Source organism: Agromyces subbeticus DSM 16689, from assembly GCF_000421565.1.
GTDB classification, from domain to species: Bacteria; Actinomycetota; Actinomycetes; order Actinomycetales; family Microbacteriaceae; genus Agromyces; species Agromyces subbeticus.
This window is the reverse complement of sequence record NZ_ATXG01000003.1, coordinates 22,961-37,581: the sequence shown is the minus strand read 5'-3', so window position 1 is coordinate 37,581 and position 14,621 is coordinate 22,961. Positions and strand designations below refer to the sequence as shown.

17 protein-coding genes are annotated in these 14,621 nt (G+C 71.3%); 8 read left to right on the top strand and 9 right to left on the bottom strand.

From position 1 onward, the window contains the following. Positions 1–12 precede the first annotated feature (12 nt). From H521_RS0106320 to H521_RS21790, 4 genes are all read left to right on the top strand, one after another. On the top strand, positions 13–807 hold the full coding sequence (locus H521_RS0106320) for a uroporphyrinogen-III synthase (protein WP_040424035.1): 795 nt from the start codon (positions 13–15) through the stop codon (positions 805–807). A 49-nt stretch (positions 808–856) separates the two neighbouring features. After that, positions 857–1,855 carry a porphobilinogen synthase gene (hemB, locus tag H521_RS0106315; protein ID WP_022892182.1) on the top strand — a complete coding sequence of 333 codons (999 nt, stop codon included), beginning with the start codon at positions 857–859 and terminating at the stop codon, positions 1,853–1,855. Further along, positions 1,852–3,177 (top strand): glutamate-1-semialdehyde 2,1-aminomutase, encoded by a 1,326-nt coding sequence (gene hemL / locus H521_RS0106310; protein WP_022892181.1) that lies wholly within the window; start codon positions 1,852–1,854, stop codon positions 3,175–3,177. The genes hemB and hemL overlap by 4 nt, the downstream gene beginning before the upstream one ends. Before the next feature lie 131 nt (positions 3,178–3,308). Continuing rightward, a complete protein-coding gene (locus tag H521_RS21790) occupies positions 3,309–3,692 on the top strand; it encodes a hypothetical protein (protein ID WP_022892180.1) in 384 nt (127 codons plus the stop codon). A 21-nt stretch (positions 3,693–3,713) separates the two neighbouring features. Here the strand turns inward: H521_RS21790 and H521_RS0106300 are convergent, their stop codons facing one another. Both H521_RS0106300 and H521_RS21785 read right to left on the bottom strand, forming a co-directional pair. Next, positions 3,714–4,094 carry a DUF1304 domain-containing protein gene (locus H521_RS0106300; protein ID WP_022892179.1) on the bottom strand — a complete coding sequence of 127 codons (381 nt, stop codon included), beginning with the start codon at positions 4,092–4,094 and terminating at the stop codon, positions 3,714–3,716. A 77-nt stretch (positions 4,095–4,171) separates the two neighbouring features. Then, positions 4,172–4,762 (bottom strand): Lrp/AsnC family transcriptional regulator, encoded by a 591-nt coding sequence (locus tag H521_RS21785; RefSeq protein WP_084512077.1) that lies wholly within the window; start codon positions 4,760–4,762, stop codon positions 4,172–4,174. Positions 4,763–4,820: 58 nt separating this feature from the next. On the opposite strand from H521_RS21785, the gene H521_RS0106290 reads away from it, so the two are divergent. Beyond that, positions 4,821–6,071: an MFS transporter gene (locus H521_RS0106290; RefSeq protein WP_022892177.1), complete on the top strand. Its 1,251-nt coding sequence runs from the start codon at positions 4,821–4,823 to the stop codon at positions 6,069–6,071. Positions 6,072–6,093: 22 nt separating this feature from the next. Here H521_RS0106290 and H521_RS0106285 read toward each other — a convergent pair whose 3' ends face one another. Beyond that, entirely contained in the window at positions 6,094–6,744 is a 651-nt protein-coding gene (locus H521_RS0106285) for an FMN-dependent NADH-azoreductase (RefSeq protein WP_022892176.1), read from the bottom strand. Positions 6,745–6,924: 180 nt separating this feature from the next. On the opposite strand from H521_RS0106285, the gene H521_RS0106280 reads away from it, so the two are divergent. After that, the gene (locus tag H521_RS0106280; RefSeq protein WP_022892175.1) at positions 6,925–7,314 is read left to right on the top strand and encodes a winged helix-turn-helix transcriptional regulator; all 390 of its coding nucleotides are present in this window, start codon (positions 6,925–6,927) and stop codon (positions 7,312–7,314) included. Positions 7,315–7,341: 27 nt separating this feature from the next. Here H521_RS0106280 and H521_RS21780 read toward each other — a convergent pair whose 3' ends face one another. The 5 genes from H521_RS21780 to H521_RS0106255 form a co-directional block, all read right to left on the bottom strand. Then, positions 7,342–8,502, bottom strand: a complete 1,161-nt coding sequence (locus tag H521_RS21780; protein WP_022892174.1) for a winged helix DNA-binding domain-containing protein — start codon at positions 8,500–8,502, stop codon at positions 7,342–7,344. Positions 8,503–8,504: 2 nt separating this feature from the next. Continuing rightward, positions 8,505–9,335 (bottom strand): ABC transporter permease, encoded by an 831-nt coding sequence (locus H521_RS0106270; RefSeq protein ID WP_022892173.1) that lies wholly within the window; start codon positions 9,333–9,335, stop codon positions 8,505–8,507. Beyond that, entirely contained in the window at positions 9,332–10,231 is a 900-nt protein-coding gene (locus H521_RS21775) for an ATP-binding cassette domain-containing protein (RefSeq protein WP_022892172.1), read from the bottom strand. Before H521_RS21775 ends, H521_RS0106270 begins: the two co-directional genes overlap by 4 nt. 138 nt (positions 10,232–10,369) lie before the next feature. Further along, the gene (locus tag H521_RS0106260) at positions 10,370–11,143 is read right to left on the bottom strand and encodes an isocitrate lyase/PEP mutase family protein (protein ID WP_022892171.1); all 774 of its coding nucleotides are present in this window, start codon (positions 11,141–11,143) and stop codon (positions 10,370–10,372) included. Positions 11,144–11,212: 69 nt separating this feature from the next. Continuing rightward, complete coding sequence (locus tag H521_RS0106255; protein WP_022892170.1) at positions 11,213–12,421, bottom strand: cysteine desulfurase-like protein; 1,209 nt, start codon at positions 12,419–12,421, stop codon at positions 11,213–11,215. A 47-nt stretch (positions 12,422–12,468) separates the two neighbouring features. On the opposite strand from H521_RS0106255, the gene H521_RS21770 reads away from it, so the two are divergent. Next, on the top strand, positions 12,469–13,401 hold the full coding sequence (locus H521_RS21770) for an LssY C-terminal domain-containing protein (RefSeq protein ID WP_022892169.1): 933 nt from the start codon (positions 12,469–12,471) through the stop codon (positions 13,399–13,401). After that, positions 13,398–13,916: a hypothetical protein gene (locus tag H521_RS0106245; protein ID WP_022892168.1), complete on the top strand. Its 519-nt coding sequence runs from the start codon at positions 13,398–13,400 to the stop codon at positions 13,914–13,916. Before H521_RS21770 ends, H521_RS0106245 begins: the two co-directional genes overlap by 4 nt. A gap of 13 nt (positions 13,917–13,929) precedes the next feature. Here H521_RS0106245 and H521_RS0106240 read toward each other — a convergent pair whose 3' ends face one another. Further along, a complete protein-coding gene (locus tag H521_RS0106240) occupies positions 13,930–14,541 on the bottom strand; it encodes a TetR/AcrR family transcriptional regulator (protein ID WP_022892167.1) in 612 nt (203 codons plus the stop codon). Positions 14,542–14,621 lie beyond the last annotated feature (80 nt).

The window sequence follows — 14,621 nt, the reverse complement described above, 5'->3', positions numbered from 1 at the left end:
GAATTCGAATCGATGACGGGTGCCATCAACCTGCCCGGATCGGCCGGCAAGCCGCTCGCCGGCTGGCGAGTGCTCGTGCCGCGCGGCGGGCCGTGGGGCGACGGTGTCGCCGCAGCCCTGCGTGCGCGGGGTGCGTCGCCCGTGATCGCGCCCATGATCAACTTCGCCCCGACCGACGACCAGCCGGCCCTCGAGGCGGCTCTCGCCAAACTCGCCGCCGGCGAATTCGACTGGGTCACCCTCACGAGCGCGACGACCGTCGACGTGCTCTCGACCTACGACGCGATCATTCCTGAGACGACGAAGGTCGCAGCGGTCGGGGAGACCACCGCTGCCGCTCTCGTTGCCGCGGGCTACCACGTCGACATCGTTCCCTCCGAAGACAACTCGGCCCGCGGCCTGCTTGAAGAATGGGAGGCGGCGACCGAAGGCGCATCCGGCCTTCGCGTGCTCGCGCTGCGTTCGGCCATCGCGAAGCAGGTGCTCTCGATCGGCCTCGCCCGCGCCGGCCATCACGTCGAAGCCGTGGTCGCCTATCGCACGGTCGGAGTGCCGGTGTCGAAGAAGGTCGCCGACGACGTGCGCTCGGGCCGGGTCAACGCCGTGCTCGTGACGTCGGGCAGCGTCGCCGAGCAGGTGCAGCAGCAGCTCGGCCCGATCCCCGAGTCGATCCTCGTTGCGGCCATCGGCCCCCAGACGAAGAAGGACGCCGCCCAGGTCGGCCTCCGCGTCGACGTCGTGGCTCGCGACCGCACCGCAGAATCCCTCATCGACGCGGTGGTCGACGCCGCCACGGCCAACGCCTGACGCGCGCACGCCCGGCGCTCGCACAGCGGCCGCGACGTAGGCTGGTCGGGTGAGTTCCACGCCAGTTCCCCGTGTTCGCCCGCGCCGTCTGCGCGAGACCCCTGCCCTGCGCCGGCTCGTCTCCGAGACCCGGCTGCACCCCGCCGACCTCGTGCTGCCGATCTTCGTTCGCGAGGGCGTGACCGCCCCGGTGCCGATCGGCTCGATGCCGGGCGTCGTGCAGCACTCGCTCGACAGCCTGCCGCAAGCGGTGTCGGATGCCGCGGCCGCCGGCATCGGCGGCGTGATGCTCTTCGGCGTGCCCGAGTTCCGCGACGCCCGCGGATCGGGTGCGACCGACCCCGACGGCATCCTGAATGTCGCGACCCGGGTCGCCGCCGACGCATCCGCCGGGCTTCTCGTGGTGCAGACCGACCTCTGCCTCGACGAGTTCACCGACCACGGCCACTGCGGCGTGCTCGACGAGCACGGTCGCGTCGATAACGATGCGAGCCTCGAGCGCTACACCGCCATGGCCCTCGAGCAGGCGCGAGCCGGCTCGCAGCTGCTCGGCCTCTCGGGCATGATGGACGGCCAGGTCGCCGCCGTGCGCGAGGCGCTCGACGATGGCGGGCACCACGACACGGCGATCCTCGCCTACTCGGCGAAGTACGCGAGCGCGTTCTACGGCCCCTTCCGCGAGGCCGTCGAGTCGACGCTCGAGGGCGATCGGCGTTCGTACCAGCTCGACCCCGGCAACCGTCGCGAGGGTCTGCGCGAGGCGATGATCGACATCGACGAGGGCGCCGACATCGTCATGGTGAAGCCCGCCGGCAGCTACCTCGACGTGCTCGCCGACGTCGCCGCGGCATCCGACGTGCCGGTCTGGGCCTATCAGGTCTCGGGGGAGTACGCGATGATCGAGGCCGCCGCCGCGCACGGCTGGATCGACCGCAAGCGCGCCGTCATCGAATCAGTGCGGGGCATCCGTCGCGCCGGCGCCGACGCGGTGCTCACCTACTGGGCCGTCGAATTGGCGCACTGGATCACGAACGGAGACACGGAGTGACCGGCCCCACGAACGACGAGCTCTTCGCCCGCGCGCAGGCGGCCATCCCCGGAGGGGTGAACTCGCCCGTTCGGGCGTTCCGCTCCGTCGGCGGCACGCCGCGATTCCTCGTGTCGGCGAAGGGCCCGTACGTCACCGACGCCGAGGGCCGCGAGTACGTCGACCTCGTCGCCGGCTGGGGGCCCGCCATCCTCGGCCACGCCGATCCGCGGGTCGTCGAAGCGGTGACGGATGCCGCGGCGCGCGGTCTCTCGTTCGGCGCATCGACGCCCGCAGAGACCGAGCTCGCCGAGCTCGTCGAGCAACGCGTCGCGCCGATCGAGAAGCTGCGGCTCGTCTCGACGGGCACCGAGGCGACGATGAGCGCCATTCGCCTGGCCCGCGGCTTCACCGGTCGCGACCTGCTCGTGAAGTTCGCCGGCCACTACCACGGCCACTCCGACGGGCTGCTCGCCGAGGCCGGCTCCGGCCTCGCCACCTTCGCGCTGCCCGGTTCAGCCGGGGTGCCAGCGGGCATCGCCGCGCTCACGCTCGTGGTTCCCTACAACGACCTCGACGCGCTGCGCGCGGTGTTCGCTGAGCACGGCGACCGCATCGCCGCCGTCATCACCGAGGCCGCTGCGGCCAACATGGGCGTCGTGCCGCCCTCGCCGGGCTTCAACCGCGCCGTCGTCGAGCTCGCGCACGCCAACGGTGCGCTCGTCATCTCCGACGAGGTGCTCACGGGCTTCCGGGTGTCGGCGGCGGGCTGGTGGGGCATCGAAGCGGGTGACGAGGGTGCCTACACGCCCGACCTCATGACGTTCGGCAAGGTCATCGGCGGTGGCATGCCGGTCGCCGCGCTCGGCGGTCGTGCCGAGATCATGGATCAGCTCGCCCCGCTCGGACCCGTCTACCAGGCCGGCACGCTCTCGGGGAACCCCGTCGCCGTGGCCGCCGGTGTCGCGACGCTCAGGGCAGCGGATGCCTCGGTGTACGCGAAGCTCGACGCCACGGCCGAGACCATCAGCGATGCGGTCTCCGCCGCACTCGACGCCGAGGGCGTCGCGCACCGGGTGCAGCGCGCAGGCAACCTCTTCAGCTTCGCGTTCGGCGCCGAGGCGGCGGCGGGCGAGGTGTGCGACTACGCGACCGTGCAGCGCCAGGAGTCGTGGCGCTACGCGCCGTTCTTCCACGCGATGCTCGACGCGGGGGTCTCGCTGCCACCGAGCGTCTTCGAGGCGTGGTTCGTGACCGCGGCGCACGACGATGCCGCCATCGTGCGGATCATCGACGCGCTGCCCACCGCGGCGCGCGCCGCGGCATCAGCGGCAGCGGGGTGAGTCGGCGGTAACCGGCTGAGCGGGTTCAGCACGCTGCGGCCGGGTGCACCGCCGACCCCGACCACGAAACCGTTATGGCTTTGTGGGGAGTCGACTCGCCGCGCACCGCGTGACTCGGGCAGGATGGAAGCATGGCGAAACTCCGCGTGCACACCGACCGGATCGAGGTTCACCTCACCCCGGCCGAGAAGTCGCTCGCGCTCCGCAGCGCCGACCTCGTGGTGCAGCGCGACGACATCCGTTCGGCGACCATCACCGACGACCCGTGGATCTGGATCCGCGGCATCCGTCGTCGTGGCACCGAGGTTCCGCTCGTCGTGGCGGTCGGGGTCTGGAAGTACCACGGCGGCACCGACTTCGTCATCGTCAAGGGCAAGCGCCAGGCGGTCGTGCTCGAGCTCGCCGCGGGTGAGTTCACCCGCATCATCCTGAGCACGAATCACGCCGGCGAGCTCATCGATCGACTGAAGATCACGGTCGGGCCCGACGCACCCGACGCACCCGACGCCGACTGACCGGCGCCACGAACCCGCTGCTCAGGCGAACGCGAAGAGCACGAAGCCGATGAGCGGCAGCGTTCCCTGTACGAGCGCGGGCTTCAGGTAGCCGCGACCCGTGGTCGTGAGCACCGCGGCGGCGAGGAACATGCACGCGGCGGTGAAGAGCACGAGCGTCTTGCCGACCGGCATCGCGCCCGCCCAGTAGAGCGTGAGGCCGAGCGCCGCGCCGATGCCGAGGAAGAGGTTGTAGAAGCCCTGGTTGTAGGCCATCGGCTTCGTCACGTCGGCAGCGGCCTGGTCGGTGACGCCGAAGCGCTTCCACGTCGAGGGCCTGGTCCACCACACGCTCTCCATCAAGAAGATGTAGCCGTGCAGCAGTGCGGCGAGGGCGATGAACACGCTTCCGATGACGGCCATGCCGCGATCGTAGCGGTCATCGCCTCCACCGGGCCGGCGCACCCGCGGGGGAGCCGCCCGTTCGCGAGCGACGGAGTTCAGCCGGCCTCGGTCGCCGGCTTCCGGTGCTTGGCGTTCCAGCCTCGAGCCGCCGTCACTGGCCGTGCCGGGGGAGGTGGGCCGATGCGATGGTCCTCGAACTGCGTCGACATGACGAGGTTCGTCTCGAGCGGGCCGTGTTCGCCGAGCCGCTCGACGACACCCTCGAAATGCGCCATCGACGCTGCTCGCACGCGGAGGAGGGTGCAGTACTTGCCCGTGAGCTTGTGGATCTCGGTCACCTCGGGCAGGTCCTCGCGGTCCACTGTGCGGAGCAGGCATTTGCCCGAGTCGCAGTGCAGTTGGATGAAGGCGGTGACCGGCTGGCCGGCGCGGTCGGCGTCGATGGCCGCGGTGTACCCCGTGATGACGCCGAGCGACTCCATGCGGCGCACGCGCTCCGCCACCGCCGGAGCGGACAGGTGCACGCGACGGGCGAGTTCGTTGAACGAGAGGCGAGCGTCGTCCTGCAGCTCATGGAGGAGCGCCCAGTCGGTGGCGTCCGGTTCGAACGATTGCAACGTCTCTCCCGCCTTCTGCGTTGCGCTCGCAACGTCGCCGGGCCGGATCAGGGCGTGACGCCCATTCATCCGGCGTTCGACCATTCCTACCATTGCAGGCATGATTCCGGAATCGTCGGCGAACAGGATGTCCTCCGCACTGACAACCCCGCTCCGCGCCCTGCTCGTGGCGGTCGCGCTCGGCGGGTTCGCCCAGTCGCTCGCGGGATCGGCGGGCGGCCTGCTCGCGGAGGACATCGCCGGCTCCGCCGCCACCGCTGGGCTGCCGCAGTCGATGCTCGTGCTGGGCTCCGCGATCGGCGCCCTCGGCATCAGCCGCGTCTCCGTTCGAACCGGGCGGGGCGCCGCGCTCGCCGGAGGCGCCGTGCTCGGGGTGTGCGGCTGTGCGCTGGTGGTCGCCGGAGCCGCGGCCGCACTCCTGCCGGCGGTACTCGTCGGCAGCCTGCTCTTCGGGGTCGGCAATGCGGCCGTGATGTTGAGCCGCTACGCCGGAGCGGCCGGCGTCGATCCGGCGAGGCGGGTATCCGCCATCGCGGCGGTGCTGGTCGCGACCACGATCGGGGCGGTGCTCGGGCCGCTGTTCCTCGGTCCTGCCGACGACGCGGGGCAGGCCCTCGGCCTCCCGCCGCTCGCCGGCTGCTACGTCGCCGGAGCCGTGGGCATGGCCGCAGCCGCGGCATGCTTCGCCGCGTTCGGGCGTCGCACGCCGGTTCCGGAACGCAGCGCCGAAGGCGACCCGCGCGCCGATGACGACGTCGCGCCGACGGAACGGCGCCGCGACACGATCGTCGGCGTCGGTGTGCTGAGCCTCGCGAACGTGGTGATGGTCGGCGTCATGACCGCCCTCCCACTGCACCTCATGCACCTGCATGCCGACATGTCGGTCGTTGGCGTCATCATCTCGCTGCACATCGGCGCGATGTTCGCGCCCTCGCCCATCTCCGCCGCGCTCGTGCGTCGGCTCGGCGCCGAAGGCACCGCCGTCACCGCCGGGTCGGTGCTCGTCGCCGCGACCGTCGTGGTGGCAAGCGGCGCCGCGTCGGTGATCGCCATCGGCGCCGGCGTGCTTCTCGTCGGCCTGGGGTGGAACCTCGCCCTCGTCTCCGGGAGCGCGATCCTCACCAGGAGTGCTCCCGAGCGCCTTCGACTCCGACGCGAAGGCTGGGGCGAAGTGGGAATGGGCACCGCCGCCGCGGGCGGCGGGGCGATGTCGGGAGTGGTGCTCGAGCTCACGGGCTTCGCGACCCTCGCGTTGTGCGGTTGCGCCGCGGCCGTCGTGCTCATCGGCGTGGCCGCGCTCGCTTCCCGGCGGACGGTCATCGCGACCCGAGACTCCGCCGCGGACGAAGACGCGGTGGGGCGCGGAGCCTCGAGGTGACGCTCAGGCGCCGCTCGTCAGTTCACGCCGCGAGCCGCTCGGCCTCGACGAACCGCTGCGCCGCCTCGAGCGTGGCCGCGAGCGCCGCCCGACGCGAGCCCTCGACATCGGGGTTCACCACGGTCGGTGCGAAGTGCACCTCCTCGACGTCGGTGACGCCGATGAAGCCGAGCCAGTCGCGGAAGAAGGTGGTGGTGAAGTCCGACCCGAACGCCGGCGGCAGCCATTCGGCGTACACCCCGCTCGTGTAGACCACGAACGCCCGCTTGCCCTGCAGCAGCCCGCGGTAGCCGGTCTCGGGGTCGAACGCGAACGCCCAGCCGGGCTGCGTGATCACGTCGATGAGCTGCTTCAGCGGGTACGGCACGCCGGCGTTCCAGAACGGCACGTTGAAGACGAGCGTGTCGGCGGCGTCGAACCGGTCGAACACCGATCGCGCGTCGCGCCAGGCATCCTGTTGCTCAGCAGTCTGCTCCTGCCCGCCGAAGACGGCCATCTTCGCGCCGGCCGCCACGGTGCCGAACTCGGGCAGCGTGCCGTCGAAGACGTCGAGCCGCTCGACGGTCAGCTCGCCGTCGCCGGCCTGGAGCTCGTCGACGAAGCGCGTCGCCAACTCGAGAGAGCGGCTGGCGTCGCCCCTGGCAGAGGCGTTGACGTGCAGCAGGTGGGTCATCTGGATTCCTTCGGTCGAACGTTCGGTGTCGAGTGCGCTGCGCTCACCGGGAATGGATCGCGCCCCGCAGCGGTTTCGATCGTCACATCGCTGCGCGCGTCGCACCAGCAGGCACTTCACAGTGCCGTGGGATGCCGCGGGTGCCCGACATCCGACCGCCGACCGAGTTCTGGAGACACCGTGACCCTCACCGCCGACCAGCAGCGCGCCGCCGCGAAAGACGCCTACGCGTCGTACCTCGCCGAATGCCCGTCGCGTCAGGTGCTCGACATCATCGGAGCCAAGTGGGCGACGCTCGTGCTGCTGCCGCTCGCCGAAGGCCCGAAGCGGCACTCGCAGCTGCGCGCTCGCATCGCCGGCGCGAGCCAGAAGATGCTGACCGAGACGCTGCGACTGCTCGAGCGCGATGGCCTCGTGGCGCGCGAGGTGAAGCAGGTCTTTCCGGCGCACGTCGAGTACTCGCTCACGCCCCTCGGTGAGAGCCTGATGCCCATCCTCTGGCACATGAAGGACTGGGCCGAAGTGAACATGGCCGAGGTCGAGGCGCACCGGCGGGCTGCCGCCGACTGAGCAGCGTGCCGAGTGACGGCGGCCGGCTCAGCCGGGAATGGGGTCGTCGAGCGGCTCGCGTTCCAGTTCGACCGGCACGCCGAGAAACCGCTCGAGCTCGGTGACGGATGCCGCGAGCGATCGCTCCTCGGCACGGGAGAACGCACGCCAGGGCACGACCCGCACGACAGCGCGCTTCGGTTGCACGACCGGCGCCCACCGGCCCGCCATCACGCCATCGATCATCAACGCGTGCAGCGACGTCTCGGCGTGCACGGACTCGACGTCGTCGGGCAGCAGATAGGAACGGGGTGCGGCGTACCCCATGATGTATTCGTCGTAGGCCTGCAGCAGGTCGACAGTGCCCGTCGGCGCACCCGGCGATGCGACATCCGCCGTCGATGCGACCCCGCCGGCCCGCGCGGCCTCCGTCACCTCGGCATCGTGCCAGTGCACCGCCCCGTCGACCTCGACGGTCTCGACCCGGCCCGCGCTCGCATCGACGAGTGTCGCGAACGCGCGGCGCGTGTCGCCCAGCGTGAACCCCGACCAGACCGAGAAGTCACGGTCGGTCACCGGCCCGCGCGAACGGATGAATCGCTCGGCCAGCTCGACGAGGGCGGCATCGCGCGGCTTCGGCGCCGACGGCGGCACGCGCTCGTCGAACGCCGCGTAGGTGCGCTGCTTGCCGACGTTCGCCCCGCTGATTGCGACGCGTTCGAGCTCGGCGAGCATGAGCACGTACGTGAACCCGAGCCCGCTCGAGGGGTGCCCGGCCGCTTCGAGCGCCGCGGCGAGCTCTGCCCTCGTGCGATGCCCGCACGCGAGCGATGCGGCGACCACGTCGAGCGCACGCACCCCGGCCTCGCCGTCGACCCCGGTGCGACGGTAGTACGTCGTGTTCGACCGATGCACGCGCTCGGCCGAGAGCTCCATCAGCCACCGGGCATCCGTCGGGTCGACGAAGTGCCAGGTCGGGCGCAGCACGTGCGTGCGCAGGATCTCGCCGCGGTCGAGCGCGGCGGTGACGGAGGCGACATCCGGCCGCCGCTCGGGCGGCACCCGCATCGCGAGCCCCCACTGCGCGGGCACGAACTCCTGCGCCTGCACCGCGACGAAGTCGCGCACGACGGCGGGCGCCGACGCCGCATGCAGCCCGCGCAGCCCCTGCACCCGAAGGCGCAGCCGGCGGAGCTCCTCGCGGTTCACCCCTACGACACGTCCCTGCGCCAGGTCGTCGCCCCGCCGATGACGGTCGCGACCACGGCGATGCCGGCCAGCACGAGCCCGCCCTGCCACCACTCGAGCGACTCGCTCGAACCGAGCGAGGCGATGTTGTAGAAGGATGCCCCGACGAGCGCGTCGCTCGCAGCGCCCGGCAGGAACCGCCCGATCGAGGCCGTGACATCGCTGAGCGAGGCGACGAGACGCAGGATCGGCTCGACGAACTGGGTGAAGGCGATCACGATGACGATCGCCGCGACCTGGTTCGTGACGAGCACGCCGAGTCCGACGCCGATCGCGCCCCACAGCGCCATGGCGAGCACGCCGCGACCGATGAGGGCCCATGTGTCGCTCGAGTCGAGGCCGGTGTCGAGGCCGAAGGCGGCGAGTGCCGCCGACCCAGCGCCCACGGAGACCGCGAAGGCGATGACGCCGAGGCCCGCGCCGATCACGAGCTGCGAGATGAACTTCGCCGTGAGCACCACGGTGCGGTGCGGTTCGGCGAGGAACGTCGGGGTGAGTGTCTGGTGGCGGAACTCCCCGGTGACGGCGAGCGCCCCGAGCAGCACCGGGAACACGTAGCCGATCGACGACGCGAAGCTGTAGACGAGCGGCGCGAGATCGAGGCCGGCCGGCAGCGGCGCCGAGTTGCCGGTGGATGCCGCGGCATCCGGATTCTGGCTCGCCCAGCCCAGGAACGCGCCCAGGCCACCCGACATGATGGCGACGTAGCCCGCGAGCAGGATCGCGAGGAGCCACCAGATGCGGGTCGTGAAGACCTTCTGGAACTCGGCGCCCAGGGCGCGAACGAGGTTCACGACGCCTCGCCTTCGCCGACGAGCGAGAGGAACGACTCTTCGAGCCCCGATTTCAGTCGGTGCAGCGCCGCCAACTCGACGCCCCCGACGAAGGCGGCGTGGCCGACCCGGGCGGGGTCGGGCTCGTCGACGATGAACCCGCTGCGTCCCTCGATGAACTCGAGACCGGCGGACGTGAGGGCCGCAGCGAGCGCCGGGCGGTCGGGCGAGTCGGCGATCGTGCGAGGCGCCGAGTCGAGCTCGAGGCTCGCGAGGGTGCCGCTCTTCATGAGCCGGCCCTTCGCGATGATCACGACCTCGTCGACGCTCTGCTGCACCTCGCTGAGCAGGTGCGAGGAGACGAGCACCGTGCGCCCTTCATGGGCGAGGGTCTGCAGGAAGCCGCGGATCCACTTGATGCCCTCGGGGTCGAGCCCGTTGATCGGCTCGTCGAGCACGAAGACGCCCGGGTCGCCGAGCAGCGTGTAGGCGAGGGCGAGTCGCTGGCGCATGCCGAGCGAGTAGCCGCCGACCCGGCGATCGGCGTAGTCCGACATGCCCACTTGCTCGAGCACGACCGGCACTCGCGCGGACGACAGGCCGGCCGCCGTCGCGTACACCTTCAAGTGGTTGCGCGCGGTTCGGCCGGGATGGAAGCTCGCATCGAGCGCGGCGCCGACGGTCTCGAGTGGTCGTGGCAGCGCCGAGTAGGGCGTGCCGCCGAACGTCGCAGTGCCCGCGCTGGCGTGCTCGAGCCCGAGCAGCACGCGCAGTGTCGTGGTCTTGCCCGCGCCGTTCGGGCCGAGAAACCCGGTGACGCTGCCCGGTTGCACGGTGAAGCTCAGATCGTCGACCGCGGTCACCGGGCCGAAGTGCTTGCTGAGCCCCGAGATCTCGATGGGGATGCCGCTCGCCATGCGCTCTCCTCACGTGGGGGCGAGCTCGGCCGCGCTGGTCGCGCCCCCGCACGACCGGGCGGCCAGGCCGCCTCACGCTCACCCTAGCGAGCGCATGCGGCCAGAGGCATCCGTCGCGCGGGGGATTCGCAGATCTGCTCAGTTCAGCGGGCGGATGCCGCGGGGCGGAACACCGCCCGCGTAGAGCTCCGTCGCGGCATCCTGCAGTGCGCCGAGTGCGATGCGCTGCGTGGACGGGCCGTACGAGATGCGCGCGACGCCGAGCTCTTCGAGGCGCGCAGGGGCGGGCACGTCGGGCAGGCCGATGACGCTCACCCGGTGCCGGCCGATGCCGGCCACGAGCTCTTCGACGACGTCGTCGCCGAAGTTGCCGGGCACGAAGACGCACGTCGCGCCGGCGTCGAGGTAGGCGAGCCCGCGCTCGATCGCATCGGCGATGTTCACCTCGAGCGGGCGCTCGTGCCCGCGGAGGAATGCGTCGGTGCGGGCGTTCAGGGCGAACGGCACGCCCTCGGAGTCGGCGGCTGCGACGACGGCGCGCACCGCGGCGACGGATTCGGCGAGCGGCTTCAGCTCGTCTTCGAGGTTCGCGCCGGCGATGCCCTCGCCGATGGCTCGTCGCACCGTCTCGCCGACGTCGCCGTAGCCGGCCTCGAGGTCGGCGCTCACCGGCACGTCGACGGCGCGCGCGATGCGACCGCACATGTCGAGCATGAGCTCGATGGGGATCTGCTCGCCGTCGGGGTAGCCGAAGCTCGCCGCGATCGAGTGGCTCGCCGTGGCGATGGCGCGCGTCTGTGGCAGGGCGGCCACGGCCGTGGCGCTCACGACGTCCCACACGTTCACCACCTGCAGCAGCTCGGGTGCGGTGTGCAGGCGGCGGAGTTCGGCAGCGGATTCGGCGAGGGTCATGGTCTCAGCGTATGGCCGGCCGCCGATGACGTTGCGCGCCGTCGTGGTGTCAGCAGTCGTCGGAGCGATTCAGCGCAGCGCCGCGGCGAGCCCGTCGAGCAGGCGTTCGACGTCGTCGTCATCGGTGTACGGCGCGAGCCCGACCCGCAGCCCGCCGGCGTCGCCGAGGCCGAGATGACGCGAGGCTTCGAGCGCGTAGAAGTTGCTGCTCGGTGCGAGCACCTCGCCCTCGGCGAGCCGCTTGGTGACCTCGGATGCCTCGTGGCCGACGAACGTCATGAGCAGCGTCGGCGTGCGGCGCGACGCACGCGACCACACGGTGACGCCCGGGAGTGCGGCGAGCCCCGTCTCGAGGCGGGCGAGCAGGGCAGACTCGTGCTCGTGCAGTGCCGCGTACGACGCGGCGAGCTTCGCGCGGCGCGAGCTCGCGGCATCCGTCGCCCCGGCGAGGCCGGCCAGTGCGTCGACCGCGGCGGTGGCGCCGGCCAGCAGCTCATAGGGGAGCGTGCCGAACTCGAAGCGCTCGGGAACGGCGTTCGTCGACGGCGCCAGCTTGTCGGGCACGATGGATTCGAGCAGCTCGGGCGCCGCCGCCAGCACGCCGAAGTGCGGGCCGAGGAACTTGTAGGGCGAGCACGTGAAGAAGTCGGCACCGAGGGCGGCGAGGTCGGGCAGCTCGTGCGCCGTGAAGTGCACGCCGTCGACGAAGACGAGGGCGCCCACATCGTGCGCGGCGGCGGCGATCGCGGGGATGTCGGGCATCGTGCCGATGAGGTTCGACGCCGCCGTGACGGCGACGAGGCGCGTGCGCTCGCCGAGCAGAGCGGTGACCGCCTCGACGGGCAGTTCACCGGTCGCCGGGTCGAAGTCGGCCCAGCGCACGGTGGCGCCGACGTGCTCGGCCGCCTGCACCCACGGGCGGATGTTCGAGTCGTGGTCGAGCCGGGTCACGATGACCTCGTCGCCCGGGCCCCAGCGCTTCGCGAGGTGGCGGGAGAAGTCGTAGGCGAGTTGTGTGGCGCTGCGCCCCTGCACGATGCCTCGCGGATGCCCGTTGACGAGATCGGCCATGGCGAGCCGGAACCCGTGCACGGCGGCCTCGGCCCGCTCCTCGGAGACGCCGATCGTGCCGCGATTCGAGAGCGGCCCGGTGAGCACGGATGCCACCGCCTCGCCCACCGACCGCGGCGTCTGCGTGCCCCCGGGCCCATCGAACTGCGCCCAGCCGCTCTCGAGCGAGGGGAAGTCGGAACGGATGCGGGCGACGTCGTAGGCCATGGCGAGAGCCTAGACGCCTGGCGATCACCCCTCGCTAGCATTGGGGCATGTCGGAGGTGGTGGCCGGGGCATCCGGCGCGACGACCGAACCGGTGCCGCGGCGCCGGTTCTCGGTGAACGCCGCCCTCGACGGTTTCTTCTTCGTCTTCGCTGGGGTCGCCTCGGTCTGGCTCGCGTGGCTCGTGCTGACCGAGTCGTTCTCGTTCGGCTGGTTCGGCATCCTCTTCTTCCTGTTGTTCTGGCTCGTGCTCGCGTACCTCGTGCTGCCGCGCCTGCACCGCATCCTCACGACGATCTACGTGCCCGACTACTTCATCGGACGCGCGCGAACGAGCGACGGACTGCTCGGCGATCCGGTGAACCTCGCCTTCGACGGCGACGAGGCGTCGCTGCACGCAGCCTTGGGCGCAGCGGGCTGGACCAGGGCCGACGACGTCGACCTGGCATCGAGCTGGCGCATCGTGACCTCGACCGTCACCCGCCGCAGCTACGACGAGGCACCGGTCAGCCCGCTCTTCCTGTTCGGGCGCCAGCAGGACTTCGCCTACCAGCAGGAGGTCGAGGGCAACCCCGCGCGGCGCCACCACGTGCGGTTCTGGCGAACCCCCGACGACTGGATGCTGCCCGGCGGCCGCCGCGTCGAGTGGCTCGCGGCGGGCACCTTCGACCGGGCGGTCGGCTTCTCGCTGTTCACACTGCAGGTCACGCACAAGATCGACGCCGACATCGACATCGAGCGCGACCACATCGTCACCACGGTCATCGCCGCGAACCCGGCGGCACGCGTCGAGGTGCTCGCCGACTTCTCGACGGGCTATCACTCGCGAAACGGCGGCGGCGACACGATTCGCACCGACGGCGACCTGCCGGTCGTCGACGTGAGTGCTGTGCCGGTCGCGGCGATCGAGGCAGCGGATGCCGCGGGCGCAGCGGATGTCGCGGCGCCCGCGCCTTCGGTGCCCGGGGGGGCAGAGCGATGAGCGTCGACAAGCGCCCGGCCTTCGAGTCGCCGGCCCGTCTCGTGCAGGCGCCACCGGTCGCCCCCACCATGGCGAGGCCCGCTGCCACCGTGTTCGGCGCGGTCCTCGTGGTCTGCCGAGTGCTCGCCGGGGTCGTCTGGCTGCTCTCGCTCGCCGTGCAGTGGCGGCAGGTCGTGACGGTGGATCTCGGCATCCCGCTCGACGATGATGCCGCCGTCGATGCCGGCTCGAACGCCGTGCTCGTGGTCGTGCTCATCGTCGGCGCGATCGTGCTCGCCGTCGAGGTGGTGCTCGCGCTGCTGATCTTCCGCGGCAGCAACTGGGCCCGCATCACCGTCATGATCTTCGCGACGCTCAGCATCACGTGGTCGGCCATCGACTACTTCGGCGCCGACACCGAGATCACCCTGCGCACGACGCTCATCACCCTCGCGCTCGACATCCTCGTGCTGCTCGCCCTGTCGAGCCGTAACGCGCGGGCGTACGCCCGGCGGCCCCGCGTGCGCTCTCGGTGAGGGCGCCGGTCGGCTACACCTCGGTGCTCGCGCCAGGCGACACGTCGAGCAGTGCCTCGGCGACCGAGCGGATGAGGGTCGTCACCTCGTCACGGGTCTTCGTGCCGGCGAGGATGTCCATGACGAGGCCGTCTTCGAGTGCGACGAGCGACCAGGCGATCTCGTCGACCGCGATGCGCGGCCGAAAATCGCCGGTGGCGATGCCGTCGCTCATGATGCCGCGGTAGATCTCGACCTGCCGACGGTCGAGGGCGTGATCGGCGTCGTTCATCGACTCGTCGCGCAAGCCGGCTGCCCAGAACTCGTAGAGGATGCGCGAGTCGTCGCCCTCGAGCCCGCCGGTGGAGCCGGCCTCGATCGCCGCGTGCAGTCGCTCGGTCGGTGTCGTCGCCGTGGCGACCGCGGCCGTGATCGTGGCGATGAAGCGGTCGCTCGTGGCGAAGACGAGCTCCCGCACGATCTCGTTCAGCCCGCCGAAGTAGTAGAACACCGACGACGACTCCATGCCCGCGGCGGTCGCGATGGCCCGCAGCGTGGTGCCGGCAGCACCCTCGCGCACGGCGACCTCGCGCGCGGCGTCGAGAATCGCCAAGCGGCGTTCGGCTCTGCGGTTCGGGCGAGGCATCCCGATCATTCTGCCGCACGCGACGCACTGCCCGCCGAAGTCGCACCGGCAAGTTCTTCGAATGATGTTCGAAAATTGAT

Excerpts from the sequence above, each read along its gene's own strand:
- H521_RS0106320 (WP_040424035.1), top strand. The coding sequence starts at position 13 with ATGACGGGTGCCATCAACCTGCCCGGATCGGCCGGCAAGCCGCTCGCC.
- H521_RS21790 (WP_022892180.1), top strand. The coding sequence starts at position 3,309 with ATGGCGAAACTCCGCGTGCACACCGACCGGATCGAGGTTCACCTCACC.
- H521_RS0106300 (WP_022892179.1), bottom strand. The coding sequence starts at position 4,094 with ATGGCCGTCATCGGAAGCGTGTTCATCGCCCTCGCCGCACTGCTGCAC.
- H521_RS21785 (WP_084512077.1), bottom strand. The coding sequence starts at position 4,762 with ATGAATGGGCGTCACGCCCTGATCCGGCCCGGCGACGTTGCGAGCGCA.
- H521_RS0106290 (WP_022892177.1), top strand. The coding sequence starts at position 4,821 with ATGTCCTCCGCACTGACAACCCCGCTCCGCGCCCTGCTCGTGGCGGTC.
- H521_RS0106285 (WP_022892176.1), bottom strand. The coding sequence starts at position 6,744 with ATGACCCACCTGCTGCACGTCAACGCCTCTGCCAGGGGCGACGCCAGC.
- H521_RS21775 (WP_022892172.1), bottom strand. The coding sequence starts at position 10,231 with ATGGCGAGCGGCATCCCCATCGAGATCTCGGGGCTCAGCAAGCACTTC.
- H521_RS0106260 (WP_022892171.1), bottom strand. The coding sequence starts at position 11,143 with ATGACCCTCGCCGAATCCGCTGCCGAACTCCGCCGCCTGCACACCGCA.
- H521_RS0106255 (WP_022892170.1), bottom strand. The coding sequence starts at position 12,421 with ATGGCCTACGACGTCGCCCGCATCCGTTCCGACTTCCCCTCGCTCGAG.
- H521_RS21770 (WP_022892169.1), top strand. The coding sequence starts at position 12,469 with ATGTCGGAGGTGGTGGCCGGGGCATCCGGCGCGACGACCGAACCGGTG.
- H521_RS0106245 (WP_022892168.1), top strand. The coding sequence starts at position 13,398 with ATGAGCGTCGACAAGCGCCCGGCCTTCGAGTCGCCGGCCCGTCTCGTG.
- H521_RS0106240 (WP_022892167.1), bottom strand. The coding sequence starts at position 14,541 with ATGCCTCGCCCGAACCGCAGAGCCGAACGCCGCTTGGCGATTCTCGAC.